The organism is Vallitalea guaymasensis (genome assembly GCF_018141425.1).
Lineage (GTDB): Bacteria > Bacillota > Clostridia > Lachnospirales > Vallitaleaceae > Vallitalea > Vallitalea guaymasensis.
In genome coordinates this window covers 1,721,540-1,737,470 of sequence record NZ_CP058561.1, presented here as the reverse complement: position 1 = coordinate 1,737,470, position 15,931 = coordinate 1,721,540, and the positions used below count along the sequence as shown (strand labels likewise).

The 15,931-nt window shown below is 28.7% G+C and carries 13 protein-coding genes; 11 read left to right on the top strand and 2 right to left on the bottom strand.

Annotation, left to right across the window (positions count from 1 at the left end):
* The 5 genes from HYG85_RS07850 (at nt 1) to HYG85_RS07830 (ending at nt 3,589) form a co-directional block, all read left to right on the top strand.
* Complete coding sequence (locus HYG85_RS07850; RefSeq protein ID WP_212693021.1) at nt 1–381, top strand: hypothetical protein; 381 nt, start codon at nt 1–3, stop codon at nt 379–381.
* A gap of 100 nt (nt 382–481) precedes the next feature.
* Entirely contained in the window at nt 482–754 is a 273-nt protein-coding gene (locus HYG85_RS07845; RefSeq protein WP_212693020.1) for a hypothetical protein, read from the top strand.
* 7 nt (nt 755–761) lie between these two features.
* Complete coding sequence (locus HYG85_RS07840) at nt 762–1,010, top strand: hypothetical protein (protein ID WP_212693019.1); 249 nt, start codon at nt 762–764, stop codon at nt 1,008–1,010.
* Nucleotides 1,011–1,320: 310 nt separating this feature from the next.
* On the top strand, nt 1,321–1,800 hold the full coding sequence (locus HYG85_RS07835; protein ID WP_193774444.1) for a helix-turn-helix domain-containing protein: 480 nt from the start codon (nt 1,321–1,323) through the stop codon (nt 1,798–1,800).
* Nucleotides 1,801–2,005: 205 nt separating this feature from the next.
* Nucleotides 2,006–3,589: an MFS transporter gene (locus tag HYG85_RS07830; RefSeq protein WP_212693018.1), complete on the top strand. Its 1,584-nt coding sequence runs from the start codon at nt 2,006–2,008 to the stop codon at nt 3,587–3,589.
* 194 nt (nt 3,590–3,783) lie between these two features.
* On the opposite strand, the gene HYG85_RS07825 is transcribed toward HYG85_RS07830, so the two are convergent.
* Nucleotides 3,784–5,184 (bottom strand): MATE family efflux transporter, encoded by a 1,401-nt coding sequence (locus HYG85_RS07825; protein ID WP_212693017.1) that lies wholly within the window; start codon nt 5,182–5,184, stop codon nt 3,784–3,786.
* A gap of 440 nt (nt 5,185–5,624) precedes the next feature.
* On the opposite strand from HYG85_RS07825, the gene HYG85_RS07820 reads away from it, so the two are divergent.
* The 4 genes from HYG85_RS07820 to HYG85_RS07805 all read left to right on the top strand — a co-directional run bounded on the left by HYG85_RS07820 (nt 5,625) and on the right by HYG85_RS07805 (nt 9,485).
* Entirely contained in the window at nt 5,625–6,944 is a 1,320-nt protein-coding gene (locus HYG85_RS07820) for an erythromycin esterase family protein (RefSeq protein WP_212693016.1), read from the top strand.
* A gap of 214 nt (nt 6,945–7,158) precedes the next feature.
* Nucleotides 7,159–8,361: a hypothetical protein gene (locus HYG85_RS07815; protein WP_212693015.1), complete on the top strand. Its 1,203-nt coding sequence runs from the start codon at nt 7,159–7,161 to the stop codon at nt 8,359–8,361.
* An 18-nt stretch (nt 8,362–8,379) separates the two neighbouring features.
* A complete protein-coding gene (locus HYG85_RS07810; protein ID WP_212693014.1) occupies nt 8,380–8,829 on the top strand; it encodes a hypothetical protein in 450 nt (149 codons plus the stop codon).
* A gap of 173 nt (nt 8,830–9,002) precedes the next feature.
* A complete protein-coding gene (locus HYG85_RS07805) occupies nt 9,003–9,485 on the top strand; it encodes a hypothetical protein (protein WP_212693013.1) in 483 nt (160 codons plus the stop codon).
* A 108-nt stretch (nt 9,486–9,593) separates the two neighbouring features.
* On the opposite strand, the gene HYG85_RS07800 is transcribed toward HYG85_RS07805, so the two are convergent.
* On the bottom strand, nt 9,594–10,289 hold the full coding sequence (locus HYG85_RS07800) for a response regulator transcription factor (RefSeq protein WP_212693012.1): 696 nt from the start codon (nt 10,287–10,289) through the stop codon (nt 9,594–9,596).
* 266 nt (nt 10,290–10,555) lie between these two features.
* On the opposite strand from HYG85_RS07800, the gene HYG85_RS07795 reads away from it, so the two are divergent.
* Complete coding sequence (locus HYG85_RS07795) at nt 10,556–12,220, top strand: ATP-binding protein (protein WP_212693011.1); 1,665 nt, start codon at nt 10,556–10,558, stop codon at nt 12,218–12,220.
* 217 nt (nt 12,221–12,437) lie between these two features.
* The gene (locus HYG85_RS07790; RefSeq protein WP_212693010.1) at nt 12,438–15,770 is read left to right on the top strand and encodes an Ig-like domain-containing protein; all 3,333 of its coding nucleotides are present in this window, start codon (nt 12,438–12,440) and stop codon (nt 15,768–15,770) included.
* Nucleotides 15,771–15,931 lie beyond the last annotated feature (161 nt).

Here is a 15,931-nt window from a genome sequence, read left to right as displayed (position 1 = left end):
ATGAGAAATGGATTGTATGGTTCATACAAAGGAAAATTATATGAAGCAAGAGTTAAAGATAGTAAAACTTATATTTTGTGTTCGTACAATAAAGAAGATATAATAAATGGCTTTTCTTTATATAAAGATATAGTTTATGTTAAAACTGTCTCAAAAGATGATGTTGAATACATATATAGAATAACAACATTTGCAGAATATAATTATATAAAAGTACAAGTTATAAAAGAAACTAATGATAAAATACTAATTAGTAAGATGGATGGAGATTGTAATTTACTTTTAAAAATTGGAATGGAAAAAGTTGATAAAGGTATTTATCAAAAATGGGTTTCAAAAGATTCAGTTTCAAAGATATACGAAGAAAAAGAACTATTATAAAGGTTAATAAATATTAAAACTAAGTCCTTATATGAATAAGAGTATTATCTTGTTTCAAAGCATGGATATACGGATTATATCAAGAGAGTAGATTATTGGTATGCAATTAAATAAAACTGAAAATATGGCATTTGGAATTAGTAAAATATTGAAAAAGAAATTTGGTGATAGAATTAGTCCTACACAAATTTATGATGTAGTAGATGATAACTCACATAGAGCTTTTAAAATGAAATTCATAGCATATGACTATTTTGTTATACTTTTTAATTATGAGATTGATATAATTGGGTGCTTAATTGAACAAGGAAAAGAAAATTATATTCCATTGGTTAAAGGTAAAAACTGTTATTCAAACTTAGAATTAGAATAAAAATATATTGATGATTGGAAAATCCAATTACAAGTGGACTAATCTAAAAGAGTTTAATATTGGTAATGATATAAAAAAAGGCGATTACATATACCTGAAAGTAGTAAGAAGCGGTTCAAGAATTACTGTATATGTGAATGATAAATATATTGGAGAGATAACAGACAGTTCATATACTAATGGCGGAGGTATGGGATTCTGTTCATGGAATGCCAAATGTAACTATTATAATCTATATGCATATCCAAACAATTAATTCAGCTATCAATTAATATTTTAAAATATGTTGTTTCATTCCCTTATTTTATGGAGTAAGATTTTTATATCTTGCTCTATTTTTATACTATCAAATACATAATATATTTATTTCCTTATTAAAAAGGTAATACATTAACAAAGGAAAATCTTTTCACGCCAAAACCATAGACAAACCCATACGCAATTTGTATAATTAACTTAGTATAAAAGATAATCACTATCCAATATTACGATACGAATATTTTAATATTGGATTAGGTTAATTAAAAGTATAAAGAATAAGGCAAATGTGGGAAAGGAACAAAAAAATGAAAAAAGGAAATATCTATCGAGAAGCAAGAGAAAAATTCAATGACAACAATCCATGTCCTCTCAACAGAGAAGAAGCAGCTGATAGATTACATGTCAGCGCTGCAACCCTAGGAAGATATGAAACAGGTGAAAATGCACCAAGTCCGGAAATCGTATACGCAATGAGTAAAGTATATGAGAATCCAGTACTAAGACGCAAACATTGTTCTGAATGTTGTCTCATTGGTAAAGAGGATCATCCATACTCAGCTCCAAAAACACTATTTGAATCTGGTTATGGATTAATAAATGCCAATAGGGTACTGGAATCATTCAAAAATGAACTATTTGAAGTTTTGGCTGATGGAATAGTTGATAAGAACGAGATTATCAGACTAAGACAGATAATACCTCAGATCAAAAATATTCAAAAATTACTTAGCGATATAGAAATAGAAATAGAGAAACGTTCACTAAGATATGATATAGACGAGTAAAAGACAATTAAATATGGTAAATTATATGAATGCTACATTAATCTAATATATATATCAAATATGAGTCAGTTTATTAGATGAATGTAACATTTTTGTTATTGAGACTTTTTCTATGTGATTCTATAATAATAGTATAAACGATATTAATATCACAATAAAATATTTTATGTGTATTTATACTATAAAGCTTTAGGAGGCATACATCATGAAACATACAATAATAGGAGTAGTCTTAGGAGCTATAATCAGCTTTCTGCTTGGAATATTAATACTACCAGTTATGAGCTTAAAATTTGTAGGGGCAATATTATTAATTATAGTTTTTGCTGCAATAATCACAGTAGTTGGTTACATTGGAGTATATGATAAAAAGAGCAGTAAATTACCAGTTATAATAGGTTCAGCAATTTTCTTGCTTTCAGTTGGATACCTAATAATTGGTGGAATCGCATCTTCAGCAATATTTAACGCTGGTACAAAACAGAAAATGTTAGATGTTGAAGAAGTTGTATTTGACGAAACAGTCCCTAACGTAGATATGGAAAACCTCATAATATGGGACGAATCAGATGCAATAAGGTTTGGTGAAAAGTTAATTACAGAAAAAGATCCTTCACTTGGCTCAATGTACTCAATATCAGAAGAATACGGGACACTTTCTGTAATAGAGGGTAAACCATTTTGGTTATTCCCACTTGAACACTCAAGCTTTTTTAAATACATCAAGAACAAATCAATACCAGGTTATATTAAGGTAAATGCAACAACAGGTAAGGCAGAATTTGTTGATACAGAATTCAGTGTTGCACCATCAGCATTTTTTAGCAATGATCTTAAGAGGGTAGTATATTCAAAATACAAAAATTACGGTCTGACTGATTATTCATTCGAGGAAGACACAGAAGGAAATCCAAAATGGGTTATAACAGCTTACACACATAAAACTGGATTTTCTACTAAAGATGTCAAAGGTGTAGTAATAGTGGACCCAGTAACAAAAGATGTTGAATTTTATAAAAAAGGTGAGCAACCTGAATGGGTAGATAGAGTTACTTCAGCTAAGATATTCTATGAACAACTGACTTATTGGGGGAAATATATCAACGGTTGGTGGAATCCTTCAGATACAGGAAAACTGAAGAATACAGAAAGTATTGGATATGTTTTCAAAGATGGCAATGTATATTTCTATACAGGAATTACGTCTTATGGAGGAGATGAAGCCACAACGGGATTCTTAATATATAATCCTCGAACTAGTGAAGCAAACTATAATAGAATATCAGGGTCAACAGAACAAAAAGCAATGGGCTTGATGGAAGAATTGGTTCAAAATGCTGGTTATACAGCGAAATATCCATATTTGATTAACATCAATGGCGAACCAACATATCTATCAACACTAAAAGGGAATAGTGGAAATGTAGTCGGATATGCATTATGCTCAGTGAAAAATTATAGAGCAGTCGCATGGGGTAAGACACTCAGAGAAGCCCAGACAGAATACAATAGAATATTGATTACAGAGGGGAACAATACTAATGCACTAAGTGATCAATTTGATTCATTTGACCATAGTTCTGGAATAGTTTCAAGGGTTGGAGTATTCAAAGAAGGATATTTCCTAATTAAGATAGAAGGAAATGATACTCTATTCGTTGTATCAGCTGACCAATATCCATTGGTAGCACTTACTGAAAAAGGTGACCAAGTAGTTATAACTTATATCCAGACAGAAGAAACAAACAAGATTGATGCTATAGAATTCAAGAACAGTTCAATAAAATAATTAATGAAGATAGGGCTATAAATAACATTAATAAAGAGAGGCAATTATGTATAATATTGATATGCTATTCAATGATACCATCTACCTTACGATTCATGTAATTGGTTTTCTCTTAGTAACGAAGGGTTAAAAAAATAGATAACCACTTAGTTTTATTACTAAGCTGGTTATCTATTTTATTCATTAAATATATCTTAAGCCGCTATACTGACTTTGTCATTGGTAGTATCTTTTACCATATTTCTGATCCATTTGAAGGACCTGAATCTCTTAACCATAAAAATACCCTTGATGATTTCTTCAATAGCTGTAAAACCAACAACAACATGAACTGGTAGATGCAGTATGGAAGCAGCTATAAAAGCTAGAGGTATACCAATAAACCAAAGAGTAATCCCTTGCAGAATAGAACCATAAGTAGCATCTCCGCCACCTCTTAAAATACCCACTATCATAACCATATTGAAGACTTTTATTGTCATGATGGCTGAATATACATAGAGTATGTAAGTGGAAGATAGCTTCACTTCATCAGAAACATTGAAGAATGAAACTATAGGTTTCGCTAATCCAAATAGTACTATTCCAAGAATAAGTGCTATCAATATAGATATTTTAGCAATTTTTTTAGAAGATTCTTTTGCTACATCTTCTCTATTAGCACCAATCTCATTACCAACAACAACTACAGCTGCATAAGAAAGACCGAATGCAAATATCATGAATAAGTTCATTATAGTAGAGCATATCTGCATTGAAGCTGTTGCACGTTTTCCTATATGAGAATAGATAGCCATATAAGTCACATTACCAAAACCCCAGCATGCTTCGTTTAGAACTATTGGCAAAGTAACATTAGTTAATGTAGCAGATAACTTACTAGATAAACCTTTTAGGTCACTTAATCTAATATTTAATATTCTATCCTTAAAATAAACAACAAATAGGATAAGACTACATTCACATATTCTTGCAATAAGAGTAGCTATGGCAGCCCCTTGAGTTTTAAGTTCAGGCATTCCAAAATTACCAAAAATAAGAGCATAGTTAAGCACACCATTGACAGTAAGCCCTAATAAGCTGGCAAACATAGGTAACTTAGTATTTCCTATACTTCTAAGTGCGGAAGCAAAAACAAAGGATATACCAGTGAAAACATAGCTGATAACAGTTATAGTAAGATATTGACTACCAACTGTAACAACAGATGCATCATTATTAAATAATGCTATAATTTTACCTGGAACCATAAGACCAAGAATTAAAAATATTGATATTACCATTAAGCTTATAATCAGTGATTTACTTAGAACCTTTTTAATGTTCTTTTTATCATTATTACCCCATAATTGTGCAATCAGGACTCCACCGCCACCAGCGATTCCTAGAATGAATAAGGTGAACAGAAAATAATATTGGTTAGCTATACCTACAGAAGCTAACTCAGTTTCACCTACTTTTCCTATCATCATAGTATCAAGCATGTTAAGTGAAGATGTTATCAAGCTTTGTAGTACTATGGGTAGAGTAAGTACAAATAGATTCTTATAAAAACTTTTATCTTTTTTATAGTCTTTAATTATATTTATTGACATATAAAGACTCCTTTCATTATGTATATTAGCGGCTATAAAATTCCCCAAAAAAAAAGAACTGCCACTTTGGAGTTTTTTTGAAGTGGAGGTTCAACACTTTGATATATAAGTATATCCAGGTATTTAATTGAGTATAGTCTTATAAATTCCTGTATAATTATAAGGTATATAGACATAATTTGTCAATAATAAATTTTTAGTTAATTATTTGATTTTATTATTGTAAAAGCTTAATATCTAATTTATAATATGCTATAATTACTCAATGTAATACACTAAAGAAATGAAATATAGATTACAAAAATGTAAGGTTGATATTGTATATGTAAGTTATTCCAATGGAATATGAACTTTTTTTTATATATAATGTACTAAGAAATTGATTAGTAATAAAGATTTCTAATGGATAAATGGATTTGTATGATAGGAGGAATATAAATATGTTAAAAAAGGGAATGAGTGTACTATTAACAATAGTAATCACTCTTAGTATAGCGGCATGTGGTAAAGTTGAAACAACTGAAGAATGGTATGATAAGAATGTAGATGAAATTAAATCTCTTGATTCAGAAGATTACAGTGATTTGGAGTTCTTGAGACCTCTGTTAAAAGATAAAAGGGTAGTTTCCCTAGGAGAAAATTTTCATAGTGTGGGAGATTACAGAACAATAAAAACCAGATTAATAAAATATTTACATGAAGAACTTGGATATGATGCAATAGGATTTGAATCAGGACTAGGCGAATGTGAAATGGTTATGAACAGTAAAAATCTAACAGCAAAACAAATGATGGAATATAGTATCTTACCAGTATGGCATTCACAAGAAACCCTAGATTTATTTAATTACATAAAAGAACAGAAAGAAACTGACAGTCCTCTTGATCTATTTGGTTTTGATATGCAATTCACTAGTATGTATTTCGTTGAGTATATGGCACAGTGGTTAGAGAAGGTTGATGAAAAGGTAGCAGAAGATTATTATAATATGGAAGTAGAATTTTTCCAGAGTTATTATACACTAATTAATAAGTATGGTTTTGATACAGGACATAGAGAAAAATATCAAAAGATTATTGATAAATACACATCAGATTATGATAAAGTGATTGAGTACATAAAAGACAATAGAAGTACATTAGAAGCTATATATCGCAAAAATGATATGTTGGTAGATAGCGCACTTCGTACCCTTGAAAACAGAATGAATATTGTTAGAATGAGTATGGTAGATAATGTTGAAGGATACGAAATAAGAGATGTCATAATGGCAGATAACGTAAAGTGGTATATGAAAGCTAATCCAGATAAAAAAATTATCTTATGGGCGCATAATGACCATATTGCAAAAAATACATCACAGATGCTTGCATTGGAGAATGATGAATGGGTTAATAGTTTTGTGAGTATGGGAGAACTATTAAGTAAAGAGTTAGGAAACGATATGTATGTAATAGGATTCTACATGCAAGGAGGTAAGGCATCAGCTATAACAACACAAGAGCCTTTTAATATACCATCAGTCCCAAAGGACAGCTTAGAAGAAATAATAAGTAGAAGTGGATACAAAACCTCTTTTGTTGATCTATCCCAGCATAAGAATAAAAATAAGTTCAATAAATGGATGTTCACTAATCAATATGCAAGCGAGGACGGTTTGACTGCAGAGATTATAAGGTCTAATGTATCACAATTTATACCGAAACAACAATATGATGGAATAATCCTGTTAGATCAGGTATCACCACCAAAGAAATAAATGAAAATAATAGATTCTCATAACGATTCTATGAGATAAAATTTACATATATAAGATAATATATTGAATAAAGTATTGAGCAAGATCTGGTGTATTAAAACTGGATCTTGTTTTATTTTATGCATTTCATCCCATAAATCATACCGTTCGTCAGATTTCATTGACATTTAATTCTGAAAAAACTATAATAATAGGTAAAAAAAGGGGCTTGATTATGGCATATACAAAATATAACTTGTATGATTTATCTAGTAAAAGCGGCGATATAGAAAATATAGCTTCTAGAATAAATAAAATACTAAATAATTTTACAACTATTAAAAGTTCTATTGATGCAGATATATTGTATAGAGATAATATACATAGTGAACTAAATAATTTGCAGGGGAGTACGAAAGAACTGGTAGATAATACTTATGGAATAAATAAAGTGCTACAAAATGCTATAGATGAATATAGCAGTTGTGAAAAGCAATTAAATAATCTGTTGAATACATTATCAGATACTAGTGGCAAAGATAAAAATCCATTTGCTGATAATAATGATGCAGTTGCTTCTAATCCTAACAAAAAATGGGATAAGGAATTGTTTAAGAAATATAATAGCAGTATAACTCATTTGGTTGATATTTGTAACAAAAATAATAGTTGTACTAATATCAAGAAAGATAGTAAATATACTAATGATAATATTGAATGTTTTAAAGATAGTAGTACAGTTAGTATAGAAGAAACTATTGAAAGAGAAGCTATACTTAATACTAGAAAAAGAATCGATGAAATTTTATTAGAATATAAGTCAAATCTTAAATCTATGTGGGATAGACCAGGTATTAGTCATACATTACTAGAAGGTTCTTATGGTCAAATATATTATAATATACTAGTAAATCAAAGAGAGGGTTTAAGATGTTTAGAATTAACTCTTGATATGGCTGATTTTATCTACGCAGGTGCAACATCGTATGGAACAGCATTAGAAGCTACAGGAGGAAATATATATTTTGCGGTACCTCTTAGTTTTGTAATTTATGCTGCTAGTACTAATGAAAATATGCCTGGTGAAAAGCCAAGTAATATTGATGACGCATTTGGTTGGACAGATGCAAGGAAAAAAGGAATTTATGCAACTACTAGAAAACTAGAATATATATTAAAGTCAGATTATAGGTACTTTATGGATTTGTATGGATATAAGAAAGTAATGATTAAGGAATTGGAGTATATAAAAAAACAGATAATAAATGATGATTATGAGATATATGAAAATGATAAAGATAATAAACATTATAAAGATATTCAAATTAAATACCTTGATAAATTAATAAATATGAATAAAAATGAAAAAATATATAAAAAGAAATTAGAAAATGATTTGAAGATCATAGAGCAATATGTTGAGAGTGGAAGATTATAAATATAAGGAGAAAAATTAATGAATAAATTTAAAAAGTATTTTATAGTTTATATACTATTAATATTATCTATAGTAATATCAGGCTGTGGTAATAAAAAAGACAATAAATATGATGAATTTATGAATGGTTTTTATGATGATTATTTTCAAATAGTCGAAAAGTTAGATGAAGCTAATCCTAAAGATGTTGTAAAGTTGATGGTATGTGAAGATATATTAGAAAAATTGAGTAGTCTAAAAGAATTATTAGATGGTATAAAAGACGAAGTTCCAGAAGATAAAGAAAATAATTATAAAAAGCTAAGTGAATGGTATGAAGAATTAGTAATATTGAGCGATAAAAAATATGAAGATTGGTGGGGAGTTACAGTAGAGGAAAGGATAACAGTACATAATATTTTGCTCGATACTTCTATAAGACTTTCTAAATGGAATGACAAGGATAGTGGTGTAATATGGGATAAATAACTAAAATTATGATGATTTTCTTAAAGAAATGCAAAGATAAAATTTTTATATAATAATACTATATAAAACGAGTACAATAAAGATTGAGAATTTAATCAATAAAATTATAAGGATAAGAATGGATCAATAAAAAAATGACTATCACATTGGAAAGACAAGGAGAATAGAATAATATGGGACAAATAACTAAAAAAAATACTTATAAATACATACTAACATATATAACAACTATGGTAGTTATATATATACTTAATATCTTAAACATAAAAATTATTAAACAACTTCCACTTGAGTGCAATAGAGAAAAGATTATGATGTTATCAGCAATAATATGGTTTATCATAATATCAATAATTTATATACTATCATACGTAATATTAAACAAAATTACAAACTACAGAAATAATCCATTTTTATATTTTCTGCCATATTTCGTTATCAATATATTATTAGCAATACTATATTATGCTTGCATCAAGTTACTAATCGACAATTATATAACATATTATATTGATAACTGGTTTTGCTGGACAAACGTTGTTGCAAATTTCATACCATCTGCATATGGTATGAATGTATTATTATATCAAACAATAGTCTATAATATATGGATATTACTACTAGCATCTATAGCTAAAATTATCAAAACCAAGTAATTCAAAAAAATATTAATGTGCTGTATTTCATTTATATATAGAAGAATATAGATATAATAAAAATAACCTATCATCATAAAAAGATGATAGGTTAAGTTATAAATAAAGTCATTCTGCTATAAATTTATATCCCAATTTCTTAATAGTTTCAATATATTTATCATCAGAATTATCTTCCAATTTCTTCCTTAACTTACTAACATGGACCATAACAGTTCTTGTATCACCGATACTATCGCTTTCCCATACATGTTCATATATCTGGGAACAGCTGAGAACATTATTTGAGTTATTGACCATAAATAGGAGAATATTAAATTCTATTGGTGACAAATAAATCTTAGCATTATTTTTAAATACTATATGATTATTTATATCAATTGTTAAATTATTAATATGTATTACATTATTTTTAGGTTTATTAATAAATTTATTATAATTCATTCTTCTTAGATTAGCCTTAATACGAGCTAAAAGTTCATTTAGATTAAAAGGCTTTCTAATATAATCATCCCCACCTATATCGAGAGCTTTAAGTATATAATCTTCATCATCAATACAGCTAATGAAAATGATGGGACAGTATATATTCTGTCTTATCTGTTCACACAATTTAGTTCCTTCATAATCTGGAAGTACGATATCAAGTATAATCAAATCAAATTTACTGTTTTTCACTTTTTCTAAAGCAGCAGTGCTGCTGTTGGCAGTATCTACAATGTATCCATTATTTCTTAGGTAGATACATATAATTTCTAATATATCCTCGTCATCATCAACAACAAGTATTCTAGAATCATTCATTGAATCACCCAATTACTATTTATTTGCTACAACAATTAATTTATAATCTACATGAAATTATAAGAATATTAAATAATAAGTATCAATGCTATGTAATTTAATATGTAAAATATCAGTATAAAATAAAATATGAAACAAAAACATAAAGTAAAATTTTAATTTGATGAAATATATTTACATATATGTTATTATTTAGTATATCTAAATTTACTTAATATTTCAACTTAAATATTTCATTTCAAGGATTACCGAAGGAGCTTTAAGCAATGAGGAAATTAAAAATTGTAATCGTTCTAGCATTGATATCAATAATACTATCCATAGCTACATTTAACCAACCTAAAAAACATGAAGATATATTTATTAATAGCAACAACATAGAAGGCAAACAAAACCTAAGAAAAGATATATTTACCCAAAAAGAGTTGGAGTGGATAGAATATAATAAGAACAAAATATTTAAAGTAGGATTAGCCATAGATTATGCTCCCATAGAATATATTGACAAAAAGGGCAATCCAAAGGGGTTAGGTACTGAAATACTTCGAAAAGTAAATGAGATTACAGGTCTTAAGTTCAGATTATACGACAACATAGAAAATGAGACCTGGGATGATATGTTAAACAACATATATAGTGGAAAAATAGATATACTATCAACTGTGTCCAATACAGAAAAGAGAAGTAAGGGAATTCTATTTTCAAAACCATACATAGAAACAACACTTGTTATCTTAGGTCACAAAGATAATCTAATAGTATGTAACGATCTGAAAGCACTTACTGATAAAAAGCTCGTATGTATGAAAGGTTATTTTTTAGCCGATGACTTATTACTAGATAATCCTGATACAAACATTACATTAGTAAAAAATACAGAAGAAGCTATAAAATATGTAAATAATAAAAAAGCCGATTATACAATCTGTGAAATTCCTCTATATACATATTATAAAGAAAAAGATATCTATAGAAACATAAGAATCATCGGAGAAATCAAGGAAAAAAATCCAATAATGGTGGGTGTAAGAAAAGGATTAGAGCCTTTAGTAGATATAGTGAATAAAACTATAGAGAATATAAATCAAAATGAGATATATGAAAAAGCTCTAGTAATTCCTAATGAAAGTAACAGTGAAAAAAAACTAATTATAATTATTATCATCCTTGTAATCATATTATCGGTAGTAATAAAATATCTACACGATACATTTAAGAAATTGGTAAAAGCCAAAAAAGAAACCGAGAAAGCAAATAAAGAAATAACTAGATTCATGACTAACATATCCCATGACTTAAGAACTCCAATAACAGTTATATTAGGATATACACAAGCTATAATTGATGGACATGTAAAAGATTCAAAAGATAAAGATAAATATATTGAAAGAATCTATCAGAGAACAAAATATCTTAATGAACTTATTGAAGATTTCTTTCTAGTTGCAAGGTTAGAAGACAATAAAATTACTATATTCAAAGAACCTGTAGACATTAATAAACTAATAACGAGTATAGTATTGGAAATGGAATTAAGTTTTAATAATAAAGATATAGATTTAGTTCTGGAATTAGATGAAAATATAACTGAACCTATAGAGATAGATAAATTAAAGATGTATAGAGCAATCGAAAATCTTATTAATAATGCTATAAAATATACTAATCAAAATGGAACAATAAAAATAAAAACAAAGCTATGTGATAACAGCCAAGTAGAGATATCAATCCAAGACAATGGAATAGGAATAAAAGAAGAGGATATACCATACCTCTTTGATAGATATTTCAAAGGTAAGAATAGAGGTAAAAATAAAGAATCATTTGGACTTGGGTTATATATAACCAAAGAAGTCATTAATAAACATGATGGGCGTATTTGGGTTGAAAGTAAATTAAATGAAGGAAGCGTATTTTATATATTAATCTAGGAATGGGGATATCCCATTTGTAGATTATTTTTTTGTCTTAATAAAGGCAAGATAATTGTTTTGGTTGACATAACTTGTGGAATCTTTAAGATTATTTTAGATAGAATAGGCTGTAATCGTGGTAAAATATAGGAACAAAATGTATTATTATAAAACATTTTGTAACAAAAGCAAATATAGATTTAGCAAGATATGTTTAATGAGAGGAGTTTTATTTATGAGTAGTAATAAAAAATTACTTACTTTGATATTAATGGCAGCAATGGTGTTAATAGCATTACCGAATAGAGTATTTGCAGAAGAAGTATCAGTCATAGTTCAGTCAAAAGGTAATGATCTAAAGGTAACTACAAACAAGGAGGATGATTCATTAATTGAGTCAGGAGATTTCATATTATATAAGGGAATTACAACAGTAAAAGAATTAAAGGAACATCTTATCAAAGACCCCAATGCCAATTGGTGTGTTAAGAATGAGGGTACTGATGTTTTAACAGATGAGGACGTTCTTAGCTATAAACAAGTAGTAGATGATAAATATTATTATAGACTAATGGTCTATGTTGATGGCGGAGATTATAACAATTATTTGATTAAAGTAGAAGAACCAATATCCCTAGAACTTGAATCTGAAAAATGTGATGGTAATAATTACTTAGATGTAAATAAGTTTTTAGATATGAAAAAAGGTGAATACTATTATGCAATTAAATCAGAATCTATTTGGGGTAGGGAAATTACGCCTATAACGTCAGTAAAAGAATTAAAAGATATGATTAAGAAAAAAGATGAAAGAGCTGTGTGGGCTTTTAAGAATAAGAATAACCAAGAAAAACAAGATGATGATTTATTGCAAAATAATGATATAGTTTCTGTAACCGGAACAAAAGATCAAGAGAGGGATTACATTGTAGAATTAACCCAAAAGAATCTCATATATTCTATAGTATATGATATTAATTATGATACAAAGAAGATAATTTCAGATACTAAAAAAATAACAGAAAAAACTACTGTAGAACAATTTAGATCAGGCATAATTAGTGTAGATGGTTGTACTTATGATATATGGCGTAATGATATTAAATTGACTAATGATGAATATTTAGCTGATGGTGATATCTTAAAAGCAGAAGGTGAATTACCTCATCCTATATTTAAGGATTTAGAAGATGTTAATGAGGAATACACTATAACTGTCTTAGATGTCAACACAATCAGTTTCAATACTAATGGTGGAACAGGTACAGCACCACAAAGTATCTCGGTAATTGATGGAGAAAGTTCAACAACCTTACCAGATGGTACAACAATCACTGCACCATCAGGAATGATATTTTCAGGTTGGAACACTCAAGAAGATGGAAAGGGCATAGATTATTCAGCAGGTGATATAATTAATACAGTAACAGATGATATCTCATTATATGCAAAATGGGTATCAGATACAGTGCCACCATCAATAATAAGCTTAAGTCCAACAACTGGAGCAGATAACATGGGACTTGATGATAATCTACAAATCACTTTTGATGAAAATGTAGTAGCAGGAGCAGGAGATATCAAAATATACAAGAAATGTAATGATAGCTGCATCGAATCTATAGATGTAACGAGTGAACAAATATCAGGTACTGGAACAAAAACAATAACAATAAATCCTAATACAACCCTTAAGGGAGGAACACAGTATTACATAAAAATAGATGGTACATGCTTCAAAGACGAAAACAATAATAATTATCCAGGAATAGCAGATAAGGAAACTTGGAAATTTACAACAGCTGGTGAAATTGACATAACCCCACCAGCCATAAGCAGCACAATCCCATCAAATGGTGCCAATAACATATCATTAAACAATAACCTAGAGATCACTTTTGATGAAAAAGTGACAGTAGGTACAGGAAACATCAAAATATATAAATCTAAAGATGACAGCCTATTAGAATCAATAGATGTAACAGGGAAAAAGGTAACAGGCAATGGAACCAATAAAATAAATATAGCAATAGATTCAACTTATGGTGAAGGAACAGAATATTATATACTAATAGATGGAACATGCTTTGCAGATGAGAATTCAAATACATATGCTGGAATAAGTGACAAATCAAGTTGGAAATTTACTACTATAAAAAATTCACATCCAGGTGGTGGAGATACTTCACCAAGCGGAGACACTTCCACTGGAGATAGTTCTAGTAATAGTGATACATCAACATCAACAACAAAACCAACTAACAAAGGTATTATAGTCATCGTTAATGGTCAAAAACAGACAGCAGGAACAGAAAAAATAAAAGTTGAGAATGGACAAAAAAGTGTTGATCTTATAGTAGATGGAGATATGGTTGATAAAAAAATACAACAAGTTATCAAAGAACAAAAGAAACTAAAACCAGAACAACAAAAAGAAATTGATAATATTGTAGAAGTACCAGTCTCAACCCAAAATGCAGATTCAATAAGTACCACATTAACAGGAGACATAATTAAAAAAATGGAGCAGGATGAATTCAAGCTTTCAATCAATACAGAAGACGTAGACTATATAATTCCTGCAAAAGAAGTATCTGTAGAAGAAGTAGCAGATACATTAGGAGTATCTGAAGAAAATCTAGGAAAAATTGAAATAGAAGTTAAAATTCAAAAAATGGACAAGACTATCAGTAAGCAAATTACTGAACATGCAAAAGAAAACAATCAAGAGATAGTTTTCCCACCAGTTGAGTTCAAAGTCATTGCAAAATCAGTATCAACAAAAGATAAAAAAGAAATCACAATCTCTAGATTCAATCAATATGTAGAAAGAATAATGGAAATACCAAAAGGGATTGATCCAAGCAAAATTACAACTGGAATAGTATACAATGAAGATGGAACATTTTCACATATACCAACAATAGTATTCAGTAAGGGTGGTAAATACTATGCAAAATTACAATCACTTACAAACTCAAGTTATTCAGTTATATGGAATGAAATTACTGTTGCATCAGTAGAGAATCATTGGTCTAAAAATCAGGTTAACGATATGGCATCTAGACTAATAATTAAAGATCCAGAGAATTTCCAACCAGATGCAGAAATCACAAGAGGCGAATTTGCTGAATATATAACAAAAGCACTTGGATTATACAGGACAAATGTAGCCAAAGATAATTTATTTAAAGATGTAGATTCAACAAATGAACTAGCAGATGCTATAACAACAGCCGTTGAGTATGATATTATAAAAGGTTATCCTGATGGTACATTCAGACCGGATGCCAAGATCACAAGGGAAGAAGCCATGACTATGTATGCTACAGCAATGGATATTGTTGGACTAAAAGAAATAGATAGTAATAGAATAGAAAAATACAAAGATAATCAAGAAGTATCCCAATGGGCTTATGAATCAGTCAACAAAACATTAAGCGCTGGTGTGTTCAATAGCAGAACACAAAATAATGATACTATTGCACCACAAGAACCATTTACATATGCAGAAGCGGCTACAGCTATTAGGAATTTATTGGTTAAGAGTGAATTAATTAATAAATAGTAATTAATAAATAATATTAATATATATCACAAGAGTAGGGTAATTTAAGACCTTTTTGGTAAAAGTATATAATACCAAAAAGGTCTATTTTATACTTTGATTGAAAAAGCTTATTAAAAATATCCTTGACAGATAATCAATTACATATTAATATATAAAAT

Excerpts from the sequence above, each read along its gene's own strand:
- HYG85_RS07825 (WP_212693017.1), bottom strand. The coding sequence starts at position 5,184 with ATGTCAATAAATATAATTAAAGACTATAAAAAAGATAAAAGTTTTTAT.
- HYG85_RS07805 (WP_212693013.1), top strand. The coding sequence starts at position 9,003 with ATGGGACAAATAACTAAAAAAAATACTTATAAATACATACTAACATAT.
- HYG85_RS07820 (WP_212693016.1), top strand. The coding sequence starts at position 5,625 with ATGTTAAAAAAGGGAATGAGTGTACTATTAACAATAGTAATCACTCTT.
- HYG85_RS07810 (WP_212693014.1), top strand. The coding sequence starts at position 8,380 with ATGAATAAATTTAAAAAGTATTTTATAGTTTATATACTATTAATATTA.
- HYG85_RS07800 (WP_212693012.1), bottom strand. The coding sequence starts at position 10,289 with ATGAATGATTCTAGAATACTTGTTGTTGATGATGACGAGGATATATTA.
- HYG85_RS07790 (WP_212693010.1), top strand. The coding sequence starts at position 12,438 with ATGAGTAGTAATAAAAAATTACTTACTTTGATATTAATGGCAGCAATG.
- HYG85_RS07835 (WP_193774444.1), top strand. The coding sequence starts at position 1,321 with ATGAAAAAAGGAAATATCTATCGAGAAGCAAGAGAAAAATTCAATGAC.
- HYG85_RS07830 (WP_212693018.1), top strand. The coding sequence starts at position 2,006 with ATGAAACATACAATAATAGGAGTAGTCTTAGGAGCTATAATCAGCTTT.
- HYG85_RS07850 (WP_212693021.1), top strand. The coding sequence starts at position 1 with ATGAGAAATGGATTGTATGGTTCATACAAAGGAAAATTATATGAAGCA.
- HYG85_RS07795 (WP_212693011.1), top strand. The coding sequence starts at position 10,556 with ATGAGGAAATTAAAAATTGTAATCGTTCTAGCATTGATATCAATAATA.
- HYG85_RS07845 (WP_212693020.1), top strand. The coding sequence starts at position 482 with ATGCAATTAAATAAAACTGAAAATATGGCATTTGGAATTAGTAAAATA.
- HYG85_RS07815 (WP_212693015.1), top strand. The coding sequence starts at position 7,159 with ATGGCATATACAAAATATAACTTGTATGATTTATCTAGTAAAAGCGGC.